Origin of the sequence: Bradyrhizobium daqingense (genome assembly GCF_021044685.1) — a bacterium.
Classification (GTDB): domain Bacteria; phylum Pseudomonadota; class Alphaproteobacteria; order Rhizobiales; family Xanthobacteraceae; genus Bradyrhizobium; species Bradyrhizobium daqingense.
Genome location: NZ_CP088014.1, coordinates 1310463 through 1333988, shown reverse-complemented (window position 1 = coordinate 1333988; position 23526 = coordinate 1310463). Strand labels below are relative to the sequence as shown.

Annotated in this window: 19 protein-coding genes, 1 tRNA gene and 1 pseudogene; 9 read left to right on the top strand and 12 right to left on the bottom strand. The window is 63.7% G+C overall.

Annotated elements, in window-relative coordinates; all coding sequences use genetic code 11:
• The first annotated feature begins 73 nt into the window (after window positions 1-73).
• On the top strand, window positions 74-1009 hold the full coding sequence (locus LPJ38_RS06095) for an alpha/beta hydrolase (RefSeq protein WP_145639304.1): 936 nt from the start codon (window positions 74-76) through the stop codon (window positions 1007-1009).
• Between the two features lie 46 nt (window positions 1010-1055).
• Here the strand turns inward: LPJ38_RS06095 and LPJ38_RS06090 are convergent, their stop codons facing one another.
• Window positions 1056-1304 (bottom strand): hypothetical protein, encoded by a 249-nt coding sequence (locus LPJ38_RS06090; protein ID WP_145639306.1) that lies wholly within the window; start codon window positions 1302-1304, stop codon window positions 1056-1058.
• 230 nt (window positions 1305-1534) lie between these two features.
• Here LPJ38_RS06090 and LPJ38_RS06085 point away from each other — a divergent pair, with 230 nt between their 5' ends.
• Window positions 1535-2392 (top strand): hypothetical protein, encoded by an 858-nt coding sequence (locus LPJ38_RS06085; protein WP_145639308.1) that lies wholly within the window; start codon window positions 1535-1537, stop codon window positions 2390-2392.
• Window positions 2393-2578: 186 nt separating this feature from the next.
• On the top strand, window positions 2579-4162 hold the full coding sequence (locus LPJ38_RS06080; RefSeq protein WP_145639310.1) for a sensor domain-containing diguanylate cyclase: 1584 nt from the start codon (window positions 2579-2581) through the stop codon (window positions 4160-4162).
• A 15-nt stretch (window positions 4163-4177) separates the two neighbouring features.
• Here the strand turns inward: LPJ38_RS06080 and LPJ38_RS06075 are convergent, their stop codons facing one another.
• The 3 genes from LPJ38_RS06075 to LPJ38_RS06065 all read right to left on the bottom strand — a co-directional run bounded on the left by LPJ38_RS06075 (window position 4178) and on the right by LPJ38_RS06065 (window position 5284).
• Entirely contained in the window at window positions 4178-4513 is a 336-nt protein-coding gene (locus tag LPJ38_RS06075; RefSeq protein ID WP_158644784.1) for a carboxymuconolactone decarboxylase family protein, read from the bottom strand.
• Window positions 4483-4568, bottom strand: a tRNA-OTHER gene (locus LPJ38_RS06070). The genes LPJ38_RS06075 and LPJ38_RS06070 overlap by 31 nt, the downstream gene beginning before the upstream one ends.
• A 251-nt stretch (window positions 4569-4819) precedes the next feature.
• Entirely contained in the window at window positions 4820-5284 is a 465-nt protein-coding gene (locus LPJ38_RS06065) for an Lrp/AsnC family transcriptional regulator (protein WP_061850229.1), read from the bottom strand.
• A gap of 159 nt (window positions 5285-5443) precedes the next feature.
• On the opposite strand from LPJ38_RS06065, the gene LPJ38_RS06060 reads away from it, so the two are divergent.
• Window positions 5444-6460 carry a 1-aminocyclopropane-1-carboxylate deaminase gene (locus tag LPJ38_RS06060; RefSeq protein WP_145639313.1) on the top strand — a complete coding sequence of 339 codons (1017 nt, stop codon included), beginning with the start codon at window positions 5444-5446 and terminating at the stop codon, window positions 6458-6460.
• Window positions 6461-6656: 196 nt separating this feature from the next.
• Here the strand turns inward: LPJ38_RS06060 and recQ are convergent.
• The 8 genes and pseudogenes from recQ to LPJ38_RS06020 all read right to left on the bottom strand — a co-directional run bounded on the left by recQ (window position 6657) and on the right by LPJ38_RS06020 (window position 16326).
• Window positions 6657-8521 (bottom strand): annotated as a pseudogene (gene recQ, locus LPJ38_RS06055) (DNA helicase RecQ).
• 111 nt (window positions 8522-8632) lie between these two features.
• Complete coding sequence (locus LPJ38_RS06050) at window positions 8633-9376, bottom strand: polysaccharide deacetylase family protein (protein ID WP_145639315.1); 744 nt, start codon at window positions 9374-9376, stop codon at window positions 8633-8635.
• Between the two features lie 102 nt (window positions 9377-9478).
• Window positions 9479-10480, bottom strand: coding sequence for a homoserine O-succinyltransferase MetA (metA, locus tag LPJ38_RS06045; RefSeq protein WP_145639317.1), 1002 nt, complete (start codon window positions 10478-10480; stop codon window positions 9479-9481).
• Window positions 10481-10492: 12 nt separating this feature from the next.
• Window positions 10493-11794: an O-acetylhomoserine aminocarboxypropyltransferase/cysteine synthase family protein gene (locus LPJ38_RS06040; RefSeq protein ID WP_145639319.1), complete on the bottom strand. Its 1302-nt coding sequence runs from the start codon at window positions 11792-11794 to the stop codon at window positions 10493-10495.
• 234 nt (window positions 11795-12028) lie between these two features.
• Window positions 12029-12469 (bottom strand): Clp protease/crotonase-like domain-containing protein, encoded by a 441-nt coding sequence (locus tag LPJ38_RS06035; RefSeq protein ID WP_145639352.1) that lies wholly within the window; start codon window positions 12467-12469, stop codon window positions 12029-12031.
• A gap of 213 nt (window positions 12470-12682) precedes the next feature.
• Window positions 12683-13132: a hypothetical protein gene (locus LPJ38_RS06030; protein WP_145639321.1), complete on the bottom strand. Its 450-nt coding sequence runs from the start codon at window positions 13130-13132 to the stop codon at window positions 12683-12685.
• Window positions 13133-13461: 329 nt separating this feature from the next.
• Complete coding sequence (locus tag LPJ38_RS06025) at window positions 13462-15024, bottom strand: amidase family protein (protein ID WP_145639322.1); 1563 nt, start codon at window positions 15022-15024, stop codon at window positions 13462-13464.
• Window positions 15025-15144: 120 nt separating this feature from the next.
• A complete protein-coding gene (locus LPJ38_RS06020; protein WP_145639324.1) occupies window positions 15145-16326 on the bottom strand; it encodes an MFS transporter in 1182 nt (393 codons plus the stop codon).
• 99 nt (window positions 16327-16425) lie between these two features.
• Here LPJ38_RS06020 and LPJ38_RS06015 point away from each other — a divergent pair, with 99 nt between their 5' ends.
• The 5 genes from LPJ38_RS06015 to LPJ38_RS05995 all read left to right on the top strand — a co-directional run bounded on the left by LPJ38_RS06015 (window position 16426) and on the right by LPJ38_RS05995 (window position 23309).
• Window positions 16426-17379: a LysR family transcriptional regulator gene (locus LPJ38_RS06015; RefSeq protein ID WP_145639326.1), complete on the top strand. Its 954-nt coding sequence runs from the start codon at window positions 16426-16428 to the stop codon at window positions 17377-17379.
• Between the two features lie 155 nt (window positions 17380-17534).
• Window positions 17535-18212, top strand: coding sequence for a nitroreductase (locus LPJ38_RS06010; RefSeq protein ID WP_145639353.1), 678 nt, complete (start codon window positions 17535-17537; stop codon window positions 18210-18212).
• Window positions 18213-18251: 39 nt separating this feature from the next.
• The gene (locus LPJ38_RS06005) at window positions 18252-19313 is read left to right on the top strand and encodes a L,D-transpeptidase family protein (protein ID WP_145639329.1); all 1062 of its coding nucleotides are present in this window, start codon (window positions 18252-18254) and stop codon (window positions 19311-19313) included.
• Window positions 19314-19883: 570 nt separating this feature from the next.
• The gene (locus LPJ38_RS06000) at window positions 19884-20180 is read left to right on the top strand and encodes a hypothetical protein (RefSeq protein ID WP_145639331.1); all 297 of its coding nucleotides are present in this window, start codon (window positions 19884-19886) and stop codon (window positions 20178-20180) included.
• 51 nt (window positions 20181-20231) lie between these two features.
• Window positions 20232-23309: a CHAT domain-containing protein gene (locus LPJ38_RS05995; RefSeq protein WP_158644785.1), complete on the top strand. Its 3078-nt coding sequence runs from the start codon at window positions 20232-20234 to the stop codon at window positions 23307-23309.
• Window positions 23310-23526: the final 217 nt, after the last annotated feature.

Sequence of the window (23526 nt, the reverse complement as noted above, 5' to 3'; positions counted from 1 at the left end):
GTCGGAACTCCTAAATGATTTCCTGCATCGAAGCGGTGAGATACCCTGTCCAGCTAGGAGGAAGGACATATCGATGCCGCTCGATCCGCTCGCGAAGCGTTTGTTGACCATGATGGCGGCGGCCGGGCCGCAGGCGCGGAGCCGGCCGAGCGTGGAAGCGCGCCGGCAGTCGCTGGCGAAGCTGATGCAGTTCGCACGCGCTGACGCGCCTGATGTGATTGCGTCCGACGGCACGCTGCCCGGCCCCGGGGGCGAGCTGCCCTATCGCCTCTATTCGCCCGCATCTGCCGGCGAGCGCACGCCCGGCTTCGTGTTCTTCCATGGCGGCGGCCTCGTCGCCGGCAGCGTCGCGACGCACGACCGCATCGCGGCCGCGCTGGCGCATGCGACCGGCTGCCGTCTCGTCTCGATCGATTACCGCCTCGCGCCCGAGCACAAATTTCCAGCCGCGGTCGACGACGCGACCGCTGCGACCGAATGGGTGGCGCGGCAGGCCGTATCGCTCGGCATCGATGCCGAACGTCTCGTGGTCGGCGGCGATTCCGCCGGCGCTACGCTGGCCGCGATCGTGTGCCAGGAGGCGGTCCAGAACGCAGGCCTTTCCATCGTCGCGCAATGCCTGATCTGCCCGGTGCTGGATTTCGAGGAGACCTCGCCCTCGCGCGAGGAATTCGCCGAGGGCCATCTGATCGATCGCGCCACAATCGAAGCCGATCTCGCCGATTATCTGCCCGAGGGCGTGGATGCCACAGACCCCCGCATCTCGCCCCTGCGCGCGAGCCGGCTCACCGGCCTGCCCACGGCGATCATCCACACCGCCGAGTTCGACCCGATGCGCGATGAGGGCAATGCCTATGCGCGCAAGCTGCTCGCTGCCGGCGTCGCCGTCGAGCACGTCTGCCATGACGGCATGGTCCACAATTTCCACGCCATGGGCGCGATCCTGCCGCAGGCGCAGCTCGTGCTGTCACAGATCGGCGAGCAGGTCAGGCGGGCGGTGGAGAGGTGACGCACCGCCTACCCGCTCCCCTGTGCAGGAGATGGGAGGAGAGGCGTTACGCCCGCGCGCCGAGCACGGCACGCGCCGCCCCGACATATTCCAGCCAATGCGCGTCCGCATAACGTTCCGCCTGCCGTACGCAGCTGACGTCGGGCGCATGGGCAGCTGCGATCGTGCGCGCGAAGCGCTCTTCCGCCACCGTCACGTCGGCGGGCTCGGCCGAGGAGACCGCGGCGGTGACGGCAGTCGGAGCAACGGCGAGCCCCGCAAGACCAGTGAGTAGGATGCGGCGTGACGTCTTCATTTCGGTCGTTCCTTCCATTGTCCGGCTGCACTCCGGCCGGCGCATGTGTCGGTCCGATCACGGCAGGGTAACCGCACACATCCACGCCGTCCATCGCTTGCCGATAGCGCTTGACCGCGCGAGCGATCACGTTCCATCTAACAACGGTTTCCCCATCAAAGCGCCACGCGCCGGATTGTCACGTGTTTCACCACAGCCAATCGCATCGCCGGGCTTCACGCGCTGTCGCGATGGCATTGCTCGGCTTGACGGTTTCGGCTGGCGTCGCCTTCGCTGCGAACGATGAAGAGGACGCGCCCGCAGCCTCTGCGGTCCCCAACATCTATCTCGACCTGCGTACCACCTATGCGACGATCCCGGCCGGCACGCTGGGACTCGGTTTCGGCAACACCTCGCTGTCGGCGGCTTTCCAGGCCTTGGCCGTCCGACGGAGTACGACGCTCCCGACCGGGTTGCCGGCGGCTAAAGCCATCGCCGTCGATCTGCCCATGACCGTCGACGTCAGCGATCGCGTCTCGCTCTATGGCGGTGTGTCGGGATCGACGACTGATATCGCCGGCGGGTGGTCCAGCTTCAACATCACCAGCTGGAACATCGGCGTGCAGGCCGATCTCCATCAGCAGAACGGCGGCAGGATCCCGACCATCACATTGCAGTCGACGCTGACGCAATCGGTGCCGAACGAGCCGGGCATGACGAATTCCTTCAACAACATCCTGGAATTCGACTACGCGCTCGACGAGGACGAGACGCGGGGCTGGCTGGTGGGTGTGCAATACACCACCGCCACCGTCGCCAGCCCGTTCGCCAGCATCCGGCCGAACACGGTCCTCTACGCCGGCGGCTATTACCAATGGCCCAGCAATTGGAAGTTCACGGGGCGCTTCGGCGTGCAGTCCTTCGGCGGTGCGCAGCTCGCCGGCCGGACGCTGGCGGAGCCCTTCACCCAGCCGATCCTGCGGCTCGACCTCGACCGCATGGATGACAACGACAACCGCCTGTTCGGCATCACTGCGCAGATCGCCTGGATGCCGGCACCGTCGTATCAGGTGACCTTGCGCACGCCGCTTTACGCCGTGCGCAACTGACTGGGCTCACAGCAGATTTTCGGTTAGGCGCAGCGGCGGTTCTTGACGGGCAGGGAATAGCGTTCCGCATCTTCGTCAACCGATCGTTAATCCTCATTCCAAAACATCGATTGCGTTACACCGGCGCAAGGAACCTTGCGCGAAACTACTACCGCTTGTCGCGTCGTATTCGCTTGGAGGCTGCGAATGTCCCGCTTGGTTTCGGAACGGACGTTCCTTGCTGGGAAGATCTTCTTCAATTTCGGCCAGTCGTCGATCGATTGCGTCGTGCGCCGGCTGACCGAGGAGGCCGCGACGCTCGAGATGGAGAGTGGCCTCGGCGTGCCCGAGCGGTTCCAGCTCAGGCTCGCGGGACGCGAGATCCTGACCTGCCGCGTGATCTGGCGATCGGACCGCCAGGTGGGCGTCGCCTTTGAACAGCCGGGCAGCGTCGAGCGGGCGGCCGGTGAGGAGCGGGAACGCTCGTCCGACGCGATGATGCGCAGCCAGATGCTGGCGCTGCGCGCCGCGCTCGATCATGTGCCGACAGGCATCGTGCTGCTCGATTCGAGTCTCCGGGCGCGCCTGATCAACCGGTCATTTCGGCAGATGTGGCGCCTGCCCGACGAGGTTGCCGACAGCCATCCATCCATCATGACGCTGCTCCATCACGGCCGCGACACCGGCGCCTATGAGGTACCGGATCCCGAGCTCGATGCTCTGGTGGCGGAACGCGTCCGCGTGATCGAGGCGGGAGATCCGACGCCAATCGATGTGCGACGGACCAATGGCGATGTCGTGCGCGTCCAGGTCACGCCGCTGCCCGACGGCGGACGCATGCTGACCTATACCCCCGTCACCGACATCGTGCGCACCTCCGACGAGCTGAAGCTGCTGCGGGATGCGCTGGAGAATGTTCAGGATGGGATCCTGCTCCTCGATTCCGACCTGCACGCCACGTTCATGAACCGGCGCATGCGTCGGTTCTGGGAGGTCAGCGATGAGGAGGCGGCGAGCCGGCCAGCCTACTCATCGCTGGTGCGACGCCAGTATCGCGCCAGCGCTCCCAATCTTCCGACCAGCGACCTCGCGAAATTTCCGGCGCGGCGCGTCGCGGAGGTCAAGGCCGGCGATCATGTGCGCGATTTGCAGACGCCCGACGGTAGGCGCATCCGGGCGCATTGCACCACGATGTCGAATGGCGGCCGCATGCTGACCTATGTCGACATCACCGACCTGACGCAAAAGGCTGCGATGCTGGAGACGCTCGCCACCACCGATCCGCTCACCGGGCTCTACAATCGCCGCCACTTCCTCGACAGCCTCGATGCGGAGTGGAGCCGGTTTCAGCGTTACTATCGTTCGGTGTCGGTGCTGATGATCGACATCGACCACTTCAAGTCGGTCAACGATCGCTATGGTCACGCGGTGGGCGACGCCGCGATCAAGGCGGTCGCCGCCGCCTGCCTCGACGGCAAGCGCAAGTCGGATGTCGTCGGCCGGCTCGGCGGCGAGGAGTTCGCGGTTCTCCTGCCCGAGACCAGCCTGTCCCGCGCGAGGATCGTGGCCGATCGCATCCGCAAGCGCGTGCTGAGCGCGCAGATCGTCGCCGACACAATTCAGTTCGGCGTCACCGTGAGCGTCGGCATTGCGGAGGCCACCGTCAGCATGTCCGGCATCGACTCGCTGATGGGGGCGGCCGACCATGCGCTCTACCAGGCCAAGGCCGAAGGCCGCAATCGCTGCGTCGCCTTCGTGCCCCCGCCGCCGGCAAGCAAGGCGGCGGAGTGAGCGAAGGCGGCTGGCTTAGTCCGGCACCGGCACGTCGAACGTATTGAGCGTGACCGAGACCATGCAATAGACGCCGACGAGATAGGACAGCTCGGCTGCGCCGTGCTCGCCGAACTCCTTCACGGCCGCCCGATAGGTCAGCTCCGGCAGCACGCCGCCGCTCACCAGCGCCGAGGCCATGTCGTAAGCGACCGCTTCCTGTTTGGTGAGATCCACCGGGCGCTGGCCGGCAACGATGGTCGCGAGCTTCTCGTCGGAGAGGCCGCGCTGCTCGGCGACCAGCACATGGGCATAGAGCTCGTAGCCGGAACGAAAATGCGAGCCGGTGACGAGGATCGCGACCTCGCGCACCGGCGCCGGCAGCAGCGGGTTTGAGGCGATGGCCTTGACCAGCTCCCACACCGGCTTGCCGAAGCGCGGCTCGCGCAGCCAGGGATTCCAGGGTCCGAGCAGCGCGCCGTCATCGCGCATGTTCACGAAACCCTTGAAATGGTCCTGCATGCCGGCTCGCATGTCGGCATAGAGCGGCTTCTGCTCGTCGGTCAGATCCTTGGGATCGAGAATGGGAAGGCGCACGGTGAACATCTCCTCGTTGAGAAGAGATGAGGCTCGCCTGCATGCGCGCGCGGGGCAAGTGAAGTTGCTGTGACGGCCTGCTCAGAATTCCAGCGGCGCGTTGTCGACGACTTCCTTCATCACGAAGAAGGTGCGAGTCTGGCGCACGCCGGGCAGCGCGATCAGCTGCTCGCCGTGGATGCGGTTGAAATCCTCCATGTCGCCGACGCGGATCTTGAGGAAATAGTCGAAATCGCCGGCGACGAGATGGCAGTCGAGCACGAATTTCAGCTTGGCGATGGCCTGCTCGAAGGTGGCGAAGCTCTCCGGCGTGGAGCGGTCGAGCACGACGCCGACCATGACCAGCGTGCCCTTCGCCACCTTCTTCGGGGCGACCATGGCGCGCACAGCGGGAATAAAGCCGTCCTCGAACAGGCGCTGGGTGCGGCGATGGCAGGTGGCGGGGCTGATCGCGACCGATACGGCGAGCTCCGCGTTGCTGAGCCGACCGTTATTTTGAAGCAATCTCAATATCTTGAGGTCGATGCGATCGAGCCGGGCGGCCATGGAAGAAGCTTTCAGAGGATCCTACTATACCGGAAGAAACTTTACCAATTACCGCAAGATGCGCAAGATTTCGCGCAACAAAGGCGCAACATTCGAGAGCACCTTTTCCCTCTCCGATGCTAGTTCCCTCCCCGACATCAACGCCAATCGGGATGACCCATGAAGCTGGACAAATTTCCGCGCTATCCGCTCACCTTCGGCCCGACGCCGATCGAGAAGCTGGAGCGGTTGTCGAAACATCTCGGCGGCCAGGTCGAGGTCTATGCCAAGCGTGAAGACTGCAATTCCGGCCTTGCCTATGGCGGCAACAAGCTGCGCAAGCTCGAATACATCATCCCCGACGCGATCGCCTCCAACGCCGACACGCTGGTCTCGATCGGCGGCGTGCAGTCCAACCACACCCGCATGATCGCGGCGGTCGCCGCCAAGCTCGGCATGAAGTGCCGCCTGGTGCAGGAAGCCTGGGTGCCGCACGAGGACGCGGTCTATGACCGCGTCGGCAACATCATGCTTTCGCGCATCATGGGCGCCGACGTGCGCCTGGTCGACGACGGCTTCGACATCGGCATCCGCAAGAGCTGGGAGCAGGCAATCGAGGAGGTGAAGGCGGCGGGCGGCAAACCTTACGCGATCCCCGCCGGCGCCTCCGTGCACAAATTCGGCGGCCTCGGCTATGTCGGCTTCGCCGAGGAGGTGCGCAAGCAGGAAGCGGAGTTCGGCTTCAAGTTCGACTACATCGTGGTCTGCACCGTCACCGGCTCGACCCATGCCGGCATGCTGGTCGGCTTCGCCGCCGACGGCCGCGCGCGAAAAGTGATCGGCATCGACGCCTCCTTCACGCCCGATCAGACCAAGGCGCAGGTGCTCGAGATCGCGCAGAATACCGCTAAGCTCGTCGAGCTCGGCCAGGATCTCGTTGCCGACGACGTCGTGCTGGTCGAGGACTACGCCTATCCCGCCTATGGCGTGCCGTCGGAACAGACCAAGGAAGCGATCCGCCTCACCGCGCGCCTCGAAGGCATGATCACCGACCCCGTCTACGAGGGCAAGTCGATGCAGGGCCTGATCGACCTCGCCAAGAAGGGCTATTTCGAAAAGGGCGCGAAGATCCTCTACGCCCATCTCGGCGGTGCGCCCGCGCTGAACGGGTATGCGTATGCGTTCAGGAATGGGTGAGTGAGAGCGTAGCGCTCGCGCCTGTCCACTGTCGTCCCGGGCAAGCGCAAGCGCAGACCCGGGACCCATACGCCGCAGCAATGGTTTGGCGAAGACTCGTGGTTGCCAGCCTGCCATAACCACATCGGCCGGTGGTTACGGATCCCGGATCGCGCTTCGCTTGTCCGGGATGACGACGTGGAGAGATCGAGGCTCCTTACCGCGTCCTGACGATCTGCAGCAGCTCCTCGCCGTAATGCTCGAGCTTCTTGTCGCCGATGCCGGGGACGTTGCGGAGCTCGTCGAGCGTCGTTGGCCAGGCCCGGACGATGCCGTCGATGGTGGCATCGTGCAGCACGACATAGGCGGGCACGCCGCGTTCGCGGGCGATATCTGACCGCCAGGACCGCAGCCGCGCGCGCAGCTCGGGATCGACATCGCCTTGCGGCGCGCTCGCCGCCGGCGCGAGGTCGCCGCGGCGCGATTTGGCCCGGCTCGAGCGGATGCGGGTGCCGGGCGCCTCCTCGCGGAGCCACACCTCGGTTTCGCCGCGCAGCACGCCGCGCGAGGAATCCGTCAGCTTCAGTGCGCCGAAGGCTTCGCTGTCGCTCTGCAGATGGCCCATCGCTACGAGCTGCCGCAGCACAGTGCGCCATTGCTTTTCATTAAGCTCGCGGCCGATGCCGAACACCGACAGCTTGTCGTGGCCGAACTGCGTCACCTTTTCGGTCAGGCGCCCAACCAGCACGTCGATCAGATGCATCGCGCCGAAACGTTGGCCGGTGCGATAGACGCAGGAGAGCAGCTTCTGCGCCAGCACCTTGCCGTCGCGCATCTTGGGCGCGTCAGGCAGTTGTCGCAATTGCCGCAGCTCTCGCCCATCACGATCTCGCCGAAATAGGCGAGCAGCCGCCGGCGCCGGCAGTGCGCCGTTTCGGCGAGGCCGACCAGAGCATCGAGCTTGCCGATCGAGACCCGCTTGAAATCGTCGGAGGCCGTCGATTCGTCGATCATGCGGCGCTGCTGCACGATGTCGGAGAGACCATAGGCCATCCACGCCGCAGAGGGCTTGCCGTCGCGGCCGGCGCGCCCCGTTTCCTGGTAATAGGCCTCGATGCTCTTGGGCAGATCGAGATGGGCGACGAAGCGCACGTCGGGCTTGTCGATGCCCATGCCGAAGGCGATGGTCGCGACGATGACGATGCCGTCCTCGTTGAGGAAGCGGTCCTGGTTGCGCGAGCGCACGCTGCTGTCGAGGCCGGCGTGATAGGGCAGCGCCGCGATGCCGGCATCCTGAAGCGCGGCGGCGACCTCCTCGACGCGGTTGCGCGAGAGGCAATAGACCACGCCGGCATCGCCCATGTGACGCTCGCGGATGAACTCCTTCAGCTGCGACACCGCATTGCGCTTGTCGACGATCTCGTAGCGGATGTTGGGCCGGTCGAAGCTGGAGACGAATTGCGGCGCGCCCGTCAGCTGCAGCCGCTCGACGATCTCCTTGCGCGTCAGCTCGTCGGCGGTCACGGTCAACGCGATGCGCGGCACATCGGGAAAGCGCTCGGCGATGATGGAGAGGCCGACATATTCGGGCCGGAAATCATGGCCCCATTGCGAGACGCAATGCGCCTCGTCGATCGCGAACAGCGCCACTTTCGCCTGCGCCAGCATCGACAGGCAGCGCGGCGTCACCAGCCGTTCCGGCGCGACATAGAGCAGATCGAGATCGCCCGAAATCAGGCGGCGCTCCACCTCTGACGCTTCCTGCGGAGACAGCGACGAGTTCAGCGCAGCGGCGTTGACGCCGGCTTCGAGCAGGCTCGCGACCTGGTCGCGCATCAGCGCGATCAATGGCGAGACCACGATGCCGCAGCCTTCGCGCAGCAATGAGGGCAGCTGATAGCACAGCGACTTGCCGCCGCCGGTCGGCATCAGCACCAGGCAATTGCCGCCATCCGTCACATGCCGGATGATCTCCCCCTGTCTGCCGCGGAACCCGGGCAGGCCGAACACCGAATGCAGCACCGACAGCGCATCGCGGCCGTTGGCAGATGCCGGCAGGGGTGCGGTGGAGGAGGAGGACATGAGGGTGGGGCACGGCCGTGGAAGTCGTCACAAGGCCAGTCGCATAGTGGCACCGAAGTGGCAAGTCTGTTTGCTAGGCCGGCGCGACTCTTCCCCTCGCCTTAAAGGCCGCTACGCCCCGATTCGTCGCAGCGCGTCTGCGACCGTCACGATCGGCATGCCGCGCTGCTCGGCCGCCTCAAGCGCATGGCGCATCAAATGCGGCGTGCAGCCATAGGGGCTCGGCCTGTCGGCGACGTCGTGGCCGTAGAAGATCAGCCATCCTCCGCTCTCGACCGCATCGTCGAAATAGCGATCGATGCCGGCCGCATCGATCTCGCAATCGATCAGCGGCGAGGCGCGCAGGAACTGGAGATCGATGACGTCGCGATTGACGCCGGGCAGGATACCGCGCGCCGAGCGATAGGCTCTTGCGAGCTGCGGCTTACGCCAAACCGAGGCGAGGCCATACGGATAAGCGAAATTCTCCAGCGTGATCGAAGAATCGATGCTGCGAAAATAGTTTTGGTTCCGCGCGATCTCACGGGCCATCGCGGCCGCGCCGAGATCGACTGCGCAGCGATGCGAGAACGTGTGGCAGGCGATTTCGTGACCGGACCGGTGAAGCCGCACGATCGCGTCATTCGACAGGCCGTGCCAATGGTCCGACGGCCGATCGATCAGGCTGCCGGAGAGATAGAACGTACCGCGGCCGCCATGCTTCTCCAGCAGCTCGGCACCCTCGCCTGCGGCGCTGTCAGGAGCATCGTCGAAGGTGAAGCTCACCATCGGCGCGCGCGCGGGCATGCGGTGCGGCGCGGCACGAAAGTGCCGGGCCAGCCGATTGCTCACGCGTCCCTGGAGTGCCGACAACACGATGCGTTTCCTGATTCCGTATGTCTGCACTGAAACATTCGTGCGCGGGATGAGGCAAGCCTAACGCTTGGGTAATGCTAACGCGGGACCAACAACCGGCGGCTAACGCGCAGCGGCCGATGCCTCGGCATCCGCGGCGAGATATCGCAGCCAATTCCGGAATAAGGCCGCCGCCGCGCTGCCGGCAGCGATATCTGCACGCAAATTCAACGCCGGCAATTCATTGGTGAGCGCCGGATGACGCTGATGCCTTGCCTGCTTCTCGAAGCGGGCGAGTCTCTCTTCCGTCGCTGCGTCAAAATAACTCACGGGCAAGTGCGGGTAAGCCTCGCGGTCGCGCGCGAGATAGCGGCCGATGTCGCGCAGATATTCGCGCTGGAGCGACAATGCGTCGTATTCCGGATGGCCCTGGAAGAACACGAAGCGGCTGGCATATTGGCGGACAAAGACATCGACGCCGGCCTGTTTCGAGCGGGTCAGCACCTGGTACCCGGCCCGAACCAGATCGCTCTCGCCGATCTCGTTCAGGCGCGAATGCGAGACCTTGAGCGGCGCAGGCGCGTTGCGCGTCAGGGGATCGTGCGTCACGGCTTCGCAATCGAAGATGCCGTGGCATTTGGCCGGCAGCCGCCGCCGTTCGATCCCATCGAGATGCAGTACCGCCGCATGCGCGGCGAGGCACGACCAGATCGTCGAACGGGTGTTGACCTTGGCCCAGTCGATCAGTTCGGTCAGGTCGCGCCAATACGGCTCCTGATCGAGCTCGGGCGCGGCCGGCTCGGCACCGGTGACGATTAGCCCATCGAATCTGTGGCGCGAAAGCTCGGACAGTTCCGAATATTCGCTCTCGACGTGCCATCTGGCTTCCGACGAACGCTTCACTGACGGCAGCGAGAAGCAGTGGAAGCGGATGCGGCGCGTGCCTGCGGCGGCCTGAAGCAGCTTCATGAACTGCCGCTCGGTCGCCTTCAGCGCCGGATCCGGCATGTTGTTGATCAGCCCGATGGTCAGCTCGGCGCCGCCATGGTCGCGCGCGAGATCGCCTGCCGCCGGCACCAGTGCCGGGCTCGATATGACTTGATCCCTGTCGATCAGGATCGTCATCGGCGCCGCCGCCTACTCCGCGGCCTCGAGCCGCGACGACGGACAGGCCTTTTCCAGCGCCTGGTCGATGTCCTCGATGATGTCAGAGGCATGCTCGATGCCGATCGACAAACGGATCGTTTCCGGCAAAACGCCGGCCGTGCGCTGCTGCTCTGCCGACATCTGCCGGTGCGTGGTCGAGGCCGGATGGCAGGCGAGCGACTTGGCATCGCCGATATTGACGAGACGCGTGATCAGCTTCAGCGCGTCGTAGAAGGCCTTGCCAGCTTCCATGCCGCCCTTGATACCGAAAGTGAACAGCGAGGAGGCGTTGCCATCGAGATATTTCTGCACCAGCGGATAATAGGGGCTATCAGGGAAGCCGCTGTAGTTGACCCAGGCGACGCGCGGATCATCGCGCAAAAATTCGGCGACCTTGCGGGCGTTCTCGACATGGCGCTCCATGCGCAGCGCCACGGTCTCGATGCCCTGCAGCAGCAGGAAGGCGTTGAACGGCGACAGCACCGAACCCATGGTGCGCTGATAGACGCTGCGCGCGCGCTCGATATAGGCGGTGCGGCCGAAGCGCTCGGCATAGACGAGGCCGTGATAGGAGGCGTCGGGCTTGTTGTAGGCCGGGAAGCGGTCGGCGTGCCTGGCCCAGGGGAAATTTCCGGAATCGACGATGGCGCCGCCGAGCGTGGTGCCGTGACCGCCCAGGAACTTGGTCAGCGAATGCACGGCGATGTCGGCGCCGTAGTCGAACGGCTTGAGCAGGATCGGCGTGGCGACGGTGTTGTCGACGATCAACGGCACGCCATGCGCATGCGCGATTTTCGCCAGCGCCTCGATGTCGCAGACATTGCCGGCGGGATTGCCGATGGTCTCGGCGAACACGGCACGGGTGTTCTCGTCGATCAGTCTCTCGATCGCGTCGGGCCTGTCGCTTTCGGCGAAGCGGCCGGTGATGCCCTGCCGCGGCAGGATGTGGGAGAGCAGCGTGTGCGTGGTGCCGTAGAGCTGCGGCACGGATACGATGTTGCCGCCGTGGTCGGCGACGTTGACGAAGGCGAAATGCAGCGCCGCCTGGCCAGTGGCGACCGCGAGCGCACCGACGCCGCCTTCGAGCTGCGCGATACGCTTCTCCAGAACTGCGCTGGTCGGATTGGCGATGCGGCTGTAACGAAAGCCCTCGGTCTCGAGATTGAAGAGCGCCGCGCCATGATCGGCGCTGTCGAAGGCGTAGGCTGCGGTCTGATAGATCGGCACGGCAACTGCGTGCGTGGTCGCTTCGGGTTCGTAGCCGGCGTGAATAGCGATCGTCTCGTTGCGCATCGTGCCACCTCCGCGTGGAGCGGGCCGCACTTATTGGCCTAGAATGAGGCATGTGCGTTGTCCGCCGTCCTCGTGTTAGAGGCGGGTGGTAAAGCGGACAATAATTCGCTTAGAGATCGAGGAAGTAACCCTAACGCTTGTTGGCGAATTAGCCGAAATTCGGGTTAAAGCGGATTAACGATGCTGCTGCCTGGTGCGGCTTGCTGGTCTGGACACTCATCGCGTGGCAGACGGCTATGGATCGAGATCGCATCCCCGATACATCCCATGCAGCTGTTTGCCCTGAAGAAAAACCGTACGAGACGTTAATCCTCCTCGACGATCGAGCCATTGCTGAATTGGCGAGGGATACATCGAATACAGCATTTGGGTCGCCGCGCGGTGGGTAAATGCGCGCCCATTCCTGCCGAAGTCCCACGCAGCATGAAAGGCAAGTCTTGCCTTTGGGGTGACGCAGATGTCGTCCGATGCAATCGTCCCCAGAACGATCGTGCAGGCGGAGGCGCAAAGGCCATCGATGACGACCGACTGACGCGCGGCGCGCAATTTCTCGTATCTCTCGATGTAGTAGGCAATTGACCCGCCTCGATCATTCGCAATGCGAACCACGGCATGGCTCGCCCCCGTGCCAGTGAGTAAGAGCAATCCCGCGAGAACCCCTGCCGGAAATTTCATGCTGCTCGCTCGATCAAGCTGATGCCACAACTTGGCAAGACGACTGATGATGGTGCCCACCTTGATGCTTTCCGTCCTGGGAATCTTGACCTTGGTCAACGAAACGAGTGCGCGCGTCGCCAGAGGGAATCTGGACACGCAAGCCGCGGCGAGGTTGAGCCGAAGCAACCGTGACGGACGGTCGCGGAGTTGGCCGCGACCATCCCGCCGACTTCAATATCGATATCCGTACGGATATTGTCCGGGGCAAACGTAATTGCCGTAAGCGTCATAGGTGCAGTTGCCACCGTAGTAGCCATAGGCGCCGGCTGCGGCGGCTCCTACTGCTGCCGCACCTAGACCATAGGCTGCACCCCTGTAAGCGCCGCGATAGGCTGCATTGCGATAGACCCCTCGGGCCACCGCTGTCCGCGCCACAGGGCGCCCCGCTATCGGGCGATAGCCATAACCACGGCCAGCGACGCCGTAGCGGCCTCCCGCAACCCGGTGTCCGCCGCCCCGGACATGGGCGACGCGGGCGCCACCGCCATGGAAACCTCCGGCGCGCATACCACCACCACCATGGAAGCCGCCACCACCACGGCGAGCGTATGCATCATCGGGAATGAGACAGACAGTGATCAGAACCATCGCCGCCAAAGCAGCGAGAAGGCATCGAAGCATGGCTTTCCTCCATTACTTGGGGTGCCGCGCTCATGATAAGGCGATGCCGCTCACAGATCGGCACCCGGCGGAAAATCTCTCCTCCTGCTCGAGATCGGATTTGACTTAAATCAAGGGAGCAAAGATTGCGGGACTTCTCGCGAAGTGATGCGAGCCGAACGCCGATTGTGGAACTTGGTGCAGCTTTCCTGTCTTACGAGATCGAGAGGCTGACAGCGGCGGCGAGGCAACCTCGTATTGATCGGCGGCGCAGCGGCGCCCGCTGTCAGGCCTCCCCTTGCGAGCTTCGCGCGGATGCGCGAAGCGCTGAAGCGGTTGCTGAAACGGGTTCAGGTTAACGTCTGCCACAGGCGATGGGCGAGCACGCCGGCGCGCTTCTCGATCGCGGCGGCCGCATCGAGCGCGAGGTCCTCGCGGTAGCGGCCGGCAATGAGCTGCACGCCGATCGGCTTGCCGTCATGCAGGGTGACAGGCACCACCGCGCCGGGCAGGCCCAGCACGTTGATGGCGGAGACGAAGCGGATCTCGCCCCAGAAGATCTCGCGCACGCGCTCGGCGCTGACCGTGTCCTCGCGCGGACCCGGCGTTGGTTTCACCGTGGTCGGCGCCAGCACCACCGGATAGTCCTCGAAGAACAATTGCCAGGCGCGGATATGGCCGTTGCGCGCCGCAGCCGCCTGCATCCAGCCCTTGAGATCGAGCACATTGGCCTTGGCCTTCATGCCGCCCCAGGCCTTGTGGAAATCCTCGGAGGTGACCTTCAGCATATTGGCTTCCTGCATCACCACGGTCTCATTGGTGATGATGTCGCACCAGGTCTGCCAGACGCCGTTGATGTCGGGCAAGTCGACCTCGCTGACGCGATAGCCGGACCGCTCCAGATGATCCGCGGCCTGGCGCAGCGCTGCCGTGACGGAGGGATCGACGTCCATGTCTTCGGGGATCTTCGCCAGCGCCACCTTGATCGGCCCCTTCGGCTTCGCGCCGGTCAGCGGCGCCGGCACCCACCAGGGGTCGCGCGGATCGCGCTGGCTCATCACCTCCAGCGCGAGACGAACGTCGGCGACGTGGCGGGCAAGCGGCCCCTGCGCCGACATCAGATGCGCCAGCATCGGCCGCTCCGCCGTGGCGCTGGCGTTGAAGGCGGGGATGCGGCCCTGCGTCGGCTTGATGGTGGCGACGCCGTTGCAATGCGCCGGCCAGCGCAGCGAGCCGCCGATGTCGTTGCCATGGGCGATGGTGCCGATGCCCGCCGCCACCGCCGAGCCCGCACCGCCCGAAGAGCCGCCGCAGGTGATATCAGGGTCCCACGGGTTCAGCGTCAGTCCGTGCAGCGGATTGTCGGTGAAGCCGCGGAAGGAGAATTCCGGCGTGTTGGTGAGGCCGATGACGATCGCGCCGGCCTTCTTCAGATTGCGCACGACAGGGGAATCCGACGGCGCGATCAGATCCTTGTTGTCGGGAACGCCGTTGAAATTCGGCCGGCCCTCGTAATCGACATTTTCCTTGATGGTGATGGGCACGCCGTGCAGGAGGCCGAGCTCACCGCCTTTTGCGCGCTGTTTGTCGGCCGCATGCGCCGCCTTCAGCGCTTCCTCCGAGAGGTCGACGACGACAGCGTTGAGCTTCGGATTGACGGCGCGCATCCGTTCGAGATGCGCCTCCACCGTCTCGACGGCCGAGATGGCGCCGGAGCGGATCGCGGCCGCGGTCTCCACCGCCGACCATTGCCAGGCCGGTCCCTTGGGACGGCGCGCTGCGGCCGGACTCTGCCGGGCGGCCGTCTTTCCCTTCTTGGCAACGACGGCCTTTGGTGCGGCTTTCTTGCTGGAGGTCTTTGCCGGCTTCTTTGAAGCAGTCTTCTTGGTCTTCTTCGTCGCCTTCTTCGCCACGTCGCATCTCCTGAAATTGCGCCGCGGAGGTTACGGATGGCGAATGGGCGTGTACAGGTGCGTTTTCTGCATGGCGCGATGGCACGACGCGGCGAATTGTCCGCGCATCGCGCCGCTGCGCTATTCGGCGGGACAGGCGGCAACGGCCGTCTGCGCGCGGTCGAGCCGCAGGCTCCACAGCGCCAGCACGAGCCCGACGGCGGTGATGCCGGCTGCGACCACAGGCAGCGCCGAGAGGCCGAGCCCGCGCTCGATCGTGACGCCGCCGGCCCAGGCGCCGAGCGCATTGCCGAGATTGAACGCGGCGATGTTGAGGCTGGACGCCAGCGTGCGGCCACTGGGGCCGGCCGCCTCCAGCACGCTTAGCTGCAGCGGAGCGACGGTCGCAAAAGCCGCGATGCCCAGCAGCAGGATCAGAACGATCGCGGCGATCTTGACCGATAGCACGGCGGCAAGCCCGAGCAGCACGATGGCGAGCGCGGCGAGCGTTCCGATCAGCGCACCGCCAAGGCCGCGGTCGGCAAGCTTGCCGCCGGCGACGTTGCCGATCGCGAGACCTGCGCCGAACACCAGCAGGATCGGCGAGACCGCGCCCTCCGAAAAGCCGGTGAAGCGCGTCAGGATCGGCTGGATATAGGTGAAGACGACGAACAGGCCGGCAAAGCCGAACACGGTCATGGCAAGGCCGAGCAGCACCTGCGGACGGCCGAGCACCGATACTTCCTCGGCAAGCGAGACCGGCTTGTTGCCATTACCGACATGGCCGGGCACCAGCGCTGCGACCACGGCAAAGGCGATCACGCCGATGACGGTCACCGCCCAGAACGCCGCGCGCCAGCCGAGCATCAGGCCGAACCAGGCACCGAAGGGCACGCCCAACAGCGTTGCCACGGTGAGACCGATGAACATGGTGGCGATCGCGGAGGCCCGCTTGTCCTCGGCGACGAGGCCAGTCGCCACCACCGAGCCGACGCCGAAGAAGGTGCCGTGGGCGAGCGAGGTCAGGACGCGCGCCGCCATCAGCAATTCGTAGTTCGGCGCCAGGGCGCAGGCGGCATTGCCCAAAGTGAAGATCGCCATCAGCGCCAGCAGCACGGTTTTCCGCGGCATCCGCCGTGTGGCCAGCGTCAGGACGGGCGCGCCGACGAACACGCCGAGCGCATAGCCGGAGATCAGCAGGCCCGCGACCGGCACCGAGACGTGCATGTCGGCTGCGACCTGGAGCAAGAGGCCCATGATGATGAATTCGGTGGTGCCGATGCCGAAGGCACCGGCGGTGAGCGCGAGGACGGCGGGAGGCATGCATGGCTCCGATGGATTGAGACGAGCCCCGCAGATAGCCGTCTCCGCGCAAAACCATTAGAATGTCCGCAATCCAATCATTTGTGACGTGAATTCAACATGGCCCGTTTCGACACCAACCGTTCCGCCGAGATGGAGGTCTTCGTCCGCATCGTCGATCTCGGCGGCTTCACGCAAGCCGCGCGAAAACTGCGCCTGACGCCGTCGGGGGTCAGCAAGATGATGTCGCGGCTGGAGGCGCGGCTCGGCTCGCGCCTCGTCAACCGCACCACGCGCAAGCTGACCCTGACCGAGGAGGGCCAGGCGTTCTACCAGCGCGCCGTGCGGATCCTCGCGGAGATGGAGGAAGCCGAACGCGAGGCGGCTTCGGGCGCGGCCCCGCGCGGCCGCCTCACGGTGAACAGCAACATCCCGTTCGGCATGCTGCATCTGATGCCGCTGATCCCGCGCTTCCTGGAAGAGCATCCCGAAATCACGCTTGACCTCGTGCTGACGGACACGACGATCGACCTGATGCAGGAGCGCGCCGACGTCGCGATCCGGGTCGGCCCGTTGCGTGCGTCGCGACTCGTCGCACGAAAGCTCGGCACCAGCCGCATGGTCGTGGTCGGCACGCCCGACTATCTCGCCCGCTGCGGCACGCCGAAGACGCCGGCGGATCTCGCCGCGCATCGCGGCATCGGCTGGACCTTTCCGCGCATCCGCGGCGGCTGGCCGTTCAAGCGCGGCGACCGCACCGAGGAAGCCGTGCCGCCGCCGGTCGCCCGCGCCAGCGACGGCGAAGCCGCCCGCCGCCTCTGCCTCGGCGGCGTCGGCCTCGCCCGCCTCGCCCTCTTCCACATCGGTCCCGACATCGAATCCGGCCGCCTCGTGCCGGTGCTGCAAGGCTACAATCCCGGCGACCGCGAAGACATCCACGCCGTCTATGTCGGCCACACCGCGCCCCTGCCCGCACGCGTGCGCGCGTTCATCGATTTCCTCGCCGAGCACGTGCGCGTGAGCGATCCCGCGCTGAAGCGCGCGGCGGATGGGAGGTGGAAGGTGGTGCGGTGAGGCGCGATGGCGGAGAGAGTGTCAGTCGATCCGGATTGATGCGACAATGTTCCGCGTGTCCAGCCCGTTGCGGCACGCGGCCGTCGCTTGCGCGAGGGTGCCGAAACCGCGAAAATCCGATCTGCTTCAGAACTCGTCAGGGGAATTCCACACACATGCAGTTTGATGACGTCATTCTCGGTCGCCGGAGTATCCGCGGCTACAAACCGGATCCGGTGCCCAAGGAACTGATTGCGGAAATCATTGGTTTGGCGATGCGCGCTCCGTCGTCGATGAACACCCAGCCCTGGAATTTCTACGTCATCACCGGCGAACCGCTGGATCGGATCCGCGCCGGCAACACCGAGCGGATGGTGGCGGGCATCCCGCAATCGCGCGAGTTCCGCACGGGCCAGGCCTTTGCAGGCAAGCATCGCGACAGGCAGGTCGGTGTCGCCAAGCAATTGTTCTCCGCAATGGGCATCGAGCGCGACAACATGGAGAAGCGCCAGGACTGGGTGCTGCGCGGCTTCCGCCAGTTCGACGCGCCGGTCTGCGTGATCATCACCTATGACCGCGTGCTTGACGGCAGCGACGATACGCCCTTCGACTGCGGCGCGGTGGCGACCGCCCTGGTCAATGCCGCGTGGTCCCGCGGGCTCGGCGCCGTGATCAACAGCCAGGGCATCATGCAATCCCCCGTGGTGCGCGAGCACGCGGGCATAGCCGACGATCAGGTCATCATGAAAAGCATCGCGCTGGGCTGGCCGGATGAAACCTTTCCGGCGAATGCGGTGGTGTCGGAGCGGAAATCCGTCGAGGAAGCGACGGTGTTCGTCGGGTTCGAGAAATAGCGGCGTGCGCGGACTGGAGGCACAGCAGTGATACGCGCCATGGTCCGATGTGCACTTGTGCTCGCGGCGGCTTTTGCCGCGGCTTTGATTCCGGCTGCATGCCTTGGTCAAAGCAGCAAGCCGTTGCCCGCCAAGGCGACACAGGAATTACCCGCTGAGCTGCTCGCGCTGCTCGAACAGAAGAAGATGCCGAAATATTCACCGATCCTCGTGCGGCTTTTCAAGGAGGAGGCCGAGCTCGAGGTCTGGAAACAGGACGCGACCGGCCGTTTCCAGCTCCTCAAGACCTATCCGATCTGCCGGTGGTCGGGCGATCTCGGACCGAAATTGTACGAGGGCGACCGGCAGGCTCCGGAAGGATTCTATACGATTACGCCCGAGTTGATGAATCCCAACTCCAACTTCTATCTGTCGATCAACGTCGGCTTCCCCAACGCGTTCGACAAGGCGCACAAGCGCAACGGCAGCTTCCTCATGATCCACGGCGACTGCTGGTCGAGCGGTTGCTATGCCATGACCGACGAACAGATCAGCGAAATCTATTCGCTGGCGCGCGATTCCCTCAACGGCCGGCCGTCGTTCCAGGTCCAGGCCTATCCGTTCCGGCTGACGCCGGGAAATCTGGCGCGGCATCGCAATAGTCCCAATCTCGCCTTCTGGAACATGCTCAAGGTCGGCAACGATCATTTCGAGACGACGCGGCTCGAACCGAGAGTGGATGTGTGCGACCGCCGCTATGTCTTCGATGCGCAAGCTCCCCCGAACTCGCCGTCGCCTCCAGTGTTCAACCCGACCGAAAAATGTCCGCCCTTCGTCGTCAATCCGGACATCGCGCGGCGGGCGCTGGAGAAGCGACGCGCCGACGAAATCGAATACGCGCGATTGCTTGAAGACGCTGTGCCCGCGGCCCCGATCTACAGCGGACTCGACGGGGGAATGCACAAGGCGTTCCTGACACGGTTTCCCGGGAGGATAACGCTCGCGAAAGTCATGCCGTATGCATCCTACCTGCCGCAATTGCCGCCGATCCCGTGGACCGACAAAGATGGCTCGTTGACGAGCAGATGGTTCGGGCGTTCGTTCGCCGGGGGCCGTGTGTGATGCACTGGTAGGCTCACCGTGGGGCCGGTGCACAACCTGCTGGCGGAGGGAGAGCACCTGGGTTCGAACCTTCTCTGCTTCCCGCAAACGTGCTCTTCAGGCTGCAGGATTCTTGAGTTCGGTGGACGGCTTACGCGGTTCCGCTCGGCGGCATGATTTCCCGAACCACGACTGATGCCCGACGAGGCCGAGCAATCCTAAACCCGCTCCCCGTGACGGCAGGTGTGAGCCCCGCTGTGAACCTGATAGCGGGCGCTTTAGCCAACGTACTAGAGCTCTGAGTTGGGCCAATAGGCGACATTTCTTCTTCGGATCCGTACAGTGAGCGGCGGCCTGGCTCTTCCTTGAGATGTGCTCACCGGCAGGAACCCTGCCAATCGCGACACACCTTCAATGCCCCGCTGCTGGTGTCGCTCTTGGTGAACGGATCGGCCGCATTGAAAAAGCGGAGGCAACGGCCTAAGGTCTGACTACTGTTCCTAGATTTGGTTGGCGCCTAATTCTGCGAAGCTGGACAAGAGTTATTTAAAGCAAACAATAACATACACTTACGAAATTTCAGGAGGTCAGATGAAGTATTTCTATTTCGCTGCCGCTGCACTTGCAATCGTTACAGCAGCCACTCCCTCTCTCGCACAGAAGCCGAAATTGATCGGCAAATGCATGAGAACCGATTGCGCCGCTATGCAGTCATATTGCGAAGAGAGCAAAAGCACGGGAAAGACGGGTACAGACTGCGGAATGGCAGGGAAGCAGTGTGTTGCTGGCGGCGGGAAGAGCTGGCTAGGAAGGACGCCGGACGGCAAGGCATGGCTTGCACGTTCTAACTCGCACGTCATAGCGCGCTGTTTTCGCGGCGACTTGTGAAAGGGACTGAGAATGTCTTCCGTAGCGCTATCGAAAGCTACGGGGCACTGCATGCGAGCGGTTGCGTTTGCTGCGGCGGTAAACATCGTAGTCGTGCCCGCTTTGGCACAGCAGTTCATTGCACCGCCCCGAACCATTGCCGACATCACTGCTATCCTGCACCAGGAAAAGCCCGATGCCTTCCGCGCATCGGCCATGCGGGTCATGGCAGAAATAGAGCCATCCCACGCGTTCAGCCCCACCGAGCTGGTCGAATTTTACTACGAGCGCTGCAGAAGCAACGCGGCAATCGGGGAGCTGCGCAGGGCTATCGCCGACTGTGAGAAGGCGGAAGTTTCGGGTCGTAGAGTTCTATCCCCGGCTAAGCTAGGTCTCATGCGTCAGGGCATCGCAATCCAATATGAGGATGCCGGCGATCCCAAGAAGGCACTTGCCGTTCTTCACCAGCTCGCTCGTGATGCCAATGTTCCAGGTGCAAAGGGTTGGCTGTTCAATACGTATCGGCACCTAACGGAAAACTACATCCTGCTCGGCGACTTCGATCAAGCAGAAGCCTACGTCAAGCGTAGTCAGGCGTTGCTGCAGGAGGCGAAGAATTGGCCCGCCTATACAGGCTACAATCGAATGGCGTGGAATGCCGACCTCGAACAAAGCAAAGGGCGCTTTTTCGAGGGAAGGGGTCAATACGCAGATGCCGAGCGAGCTTATGCGCGCGCGGAAGCACTTAGGCGCGAGTCTATTCCGCTCCTATCCACACTCGGGGAAGGGCTGAAGGTCTCACCAAACCAGCTAAAGGCCGCTACCGATGAACTCGTTGCTCTCAAGGGCCGTATGAAAGCGCGCCAAGGTCGGATTGCCGAAGGAGAGGCCGATGTGCGCAGTGCGCTCCTTAGCCGTCTAAAAGCCACAGGCAAATATAGCGTCAGCTCCATCAAGATGATTGGCCAGCTCGCTAATCTTATGATTGAGCAAGGTCGCTTCGCCGAGGCAGAGAAACTGACCCGTGCTCAGATCGATGCGCAGAAGGCGATCGGGATCGCGAGGGACTCGCAAAGCTATGCGAGTTCGCTCGGTCAACTCGCGTCGATTCTCAACTTAATGGGTCGTTGGGAGGATGCTGCCACGATCTATGATGAACTCGATTCTGCAACGGCAGGCTGGGAGGCCGCTCGCCGCGAAGGCTTGCAGATGAATGCCGATCACATTCTGACTCTGTACAACACCAACAACTTGAAAGCGGGGATTAGCAGCGCCGAGCGGCTCGTTGCTCGGCACACTCAGCGGCTCGGCGACAAGCATATCGACACGGCCCTATCGCGTGGTTTGCTTGGGATCGGCCTAGCAAAATCCGGCCGGGATACAAGCGCTCTGCGCGAGTTCAGACTAGCGGTGCCAATTCTTCTCGCCCGTTCCCGCGAAATCGACGATGACGACGCGACGTTGGCTGCGGCGCGCGAGCAGCGCGCTCAAATCGTCATCGAATCCTATCTTGCGCTTCTTGCCCGGTCGGGTCTTGCGGCCGGTCTGGATCCTGCAACAGAAGGCTTTCCGTTGGCTGACACACTGCGCGGACAAGCGGTGCAACGCGCACTTTCCGCTTCGGCGGCCCGCTCCGCTGCTGCAACACCCGCACTCGCCGAAATGGCACGCAGGGCCCAGGACCTAGACAAGCAGATTGGCGCTCAGCTCGGCCTACTCAACAATCTGCTGACACTGCCGCCCTCCGAACGTGACGAAAAAGCAGTGAAGAACTTGCAGACCTACATCGAGAAGATGCGGTCCTTCCGCGACGCGACAAAGAAGGAGCTATCGGGAAAGTTCCAGAGCTACGTGAGTTTGGTCGAGCCGACACCGCCGACAGCTGAAGATATCCGCACCCTGCTGCGGCAAGACGAAGCCTATCTTTCGTTCTACTTCGGCCGGGAGGCCAGCTTTGTTTGGGCCGTCGGCAAAAGCGGACCAATTAGCTTTGCGGCCATTCCCACGACGTCCGTCGACATCGGTAGAAAGATCCAAAGACTTAGGGCGGCGCTTGAGCCTGAAGCAGCGCTGATCTCGGACATTCCGCGATTCGACACTCAGTTGGCGCACGAACTCTATTCGCTCCTTCTTGAGCCCGTCGAGCCAGGTTGGAAGGGCGCCGCAAGCTTGATCGTATCGACGAACGGTGCGTTGGGGTTGTTGCCGTTGGGCCTTTTGCTTACCGCACCGGCCGATGTGAAGGCGAACGAGGAGACGTTGTTTGCTGGCTATCGCAATTTGCCCTGGCTTGCGCGGAGTCACGCCACGACCTTGGTGCCTTCAGCGGCCGCGCTTCGTACGCTCAGGCGATTGCCAGAGGGCTCGAGCAGGCGCGAGCAGATGGTCGGGTTTGGGGATCCCTTGTTCAGCAGGGAACAGGCAACTGCCGCCATCCAAACCGCTGAGGTGACGACACGCGGTCTTCCGCTGAGAAGGCGTAGTTCTGCTCAAACCAATGGCATCGACAGCGCGCAACTCGGATTGCTACCACGTCTCCCTGACACCAACGACGAACTGAGATCAATCGCAACCGCCCTCCAGGCCGATCCTTCCAAGGTGCTCAACCTTGGCAAGGCGGCCAATGAGGAAGCTGTTAAGACGACAGATCTGTCGAAATTCAAGGTGATCGTTTTTGCGACGCATGGCTTAGTGCCCGGCGAATTGGACGGGCTCCATCAGCCGGCACTAGCTCTTAGCGCGCCAGATGTGGCAGGTGTGTCTGGAGATGGTTTGCTCACGATGGAAGAAATTCTGGCACTCAAACTCGATGCCGACTGGGTGGTGCTGTCTGCCTGCAACACCGGTGCCGGCACCGGTGTTGCCGCGGAAGCGGCCTCGGGCCTCGGCCGCGCGTTCTTCTATGCCGGCACCCGGGCAATCCTAGTGACCAATTGGTCGGTGCATTCAGCATCAGCGCGCGATCTCGTTAGTGACCTATTCGCCCGGCAAACGGCGAATCCAAGTCTTTCGCGAGGAGAGGCGTTGCGCCAGGCGGCATTGGGCTTGCTTGATGGATCGGGCTTTACAGACGCGAAGGGCGCCACCCTTTTTAGCTACGCTCATCCGCTTTTTTGGGCGCCTTATACAATTATTGGGGATGGCGGCTAACCTCGAATGGCCTCGAAAATGGGGACCAAGACCGAGTGAGATTTTCGACAGCAGAGGCGATGTAACGATGGACACCGCTATGAGGCAGATGGAGGAGGTTCATTCTGAGCGGCAAGCGGACGTTGATTGCAGCTTCGCAATGTCAACTTAGTGCCAGAAGCGACGGTCAGGACGCAAGTTGGGCCGCGCGTCCCGTCAGCCGCCGCTCGCAGACACG

Bases quoted from the DNA above. Each gene is read 5' to 3' on its own strand.
- LPJ38_RS06020 (WP_145639324.1), bottom strand. From the start codon at position 16,326: ATGCCTCCCGCCGTCCTCGCGCTCACCGCCGGTGCCTTCGGCATCGGC.
- LPJ38_RS06000 (WP_145639331.1), top strand. From the start codon at position 19,884: ATGAAGTATTTCTATTTCGCTGCCGCTGCACTTGCAATCGTTACAGCA.
- LPJ38_RS06030 (WP_145639321.1), bottom strand. From the start codon at position 13,132: ATGCTTCGATGCCTTCTCGCTGCTTTGGCGGCGATGGTTCTGATCACT.
- LPJ38_RS06065 (WP_061850229.1), bottom strand. From the start codon at position 5,284: ATGGCCGCCCGGCTCGATCGCATCGACCTCAAGATATTGAGATTGCTT.
- LPJ38_RS06095 (WP_145639304.1), top strand. From the start codon at position 74: ATGCCGCTCGATCCGCTCGCGAAGCGTTTGTTGACCATGATGGCGGCG.
- LPJ38_RS06015 (WP_145639326.1), top strand. From the start codon at position 16,426: ATGGCCCGTTTCGACACCAACCGTTCCGCCGAGATGGAGGTCTTCGTC.
- LPJ38_RS06085 (WP_145639308.1), top strand. From the start codon at position 1,535: ATGGCATTGCTCGGCTTGACGGTTTCGGCTGGCGTCGCCTTCGCTGCG.
- LPJ38_RS06060 (WP_145639313.1), top strand. From the start codon at position 5,444: ATGAAGCTGGACAAATTTCCGCGCTATCCGCTCACCTTCGGCCCGACG.
- LPJ38_RS06005 (WP_145639329.1), top strand. From the start codon at position 18,252: ATGGTCCGATGTGCACTTGTGCTCGCGGCGGCTTTTGCCGCGGCTTTG.
- metA (WP_145639317.1), bottom strand. From the start codon at position 10,480: ATGACGATCCTGATCGACAGGGATCAAGTCATATCGAGCCCGGCACTG.
- LPJ38_RS06090 (WP_145639306.1), bottom strand. From the start codon at position 1,304: ATGAAGACGTCACGCCGCATCCTACTCACTGGTCTTGCGGGGCTCGCC.
- LPJ38_RS06040 (WP_145639319.1), bottom strand. From the start codon at position 11,794: ATGCGCAACGAGACGATCGCTATTCACGCCGGCTACGAACCCGAAGCG.
- LPJ38_RS06010 (WP_145639353.1), top strand. From the start codon at position 17,535: ATGCAGTTTGATGACGTCATTCTCGGTCGCCGGAGTATCCGCGGCTAC.
- LPJ38_RS06035 (WP_145639352.1), bottom strand. From the start codon at position 12,469: ATGAAATTTCCGGCAGGGGTTCTCGCGGGATTGCTCTTACTCACTGGC.
- LPJ38_RS06080 (WP_145639310.1), top strand. From the start codon at position 2,579: ATGTCCCGCTTGGTTTCGGAACGGACGTTCCTTGCTGGGAAGATCTTC.
- LPJ38_RS05995 (WP_158644785.1), top strand. From the start codon at position 20,232: ATGCGAGCGGTTGCGTTTGCTGCGGCGGTAAACATCGTAGTCGTGCCC.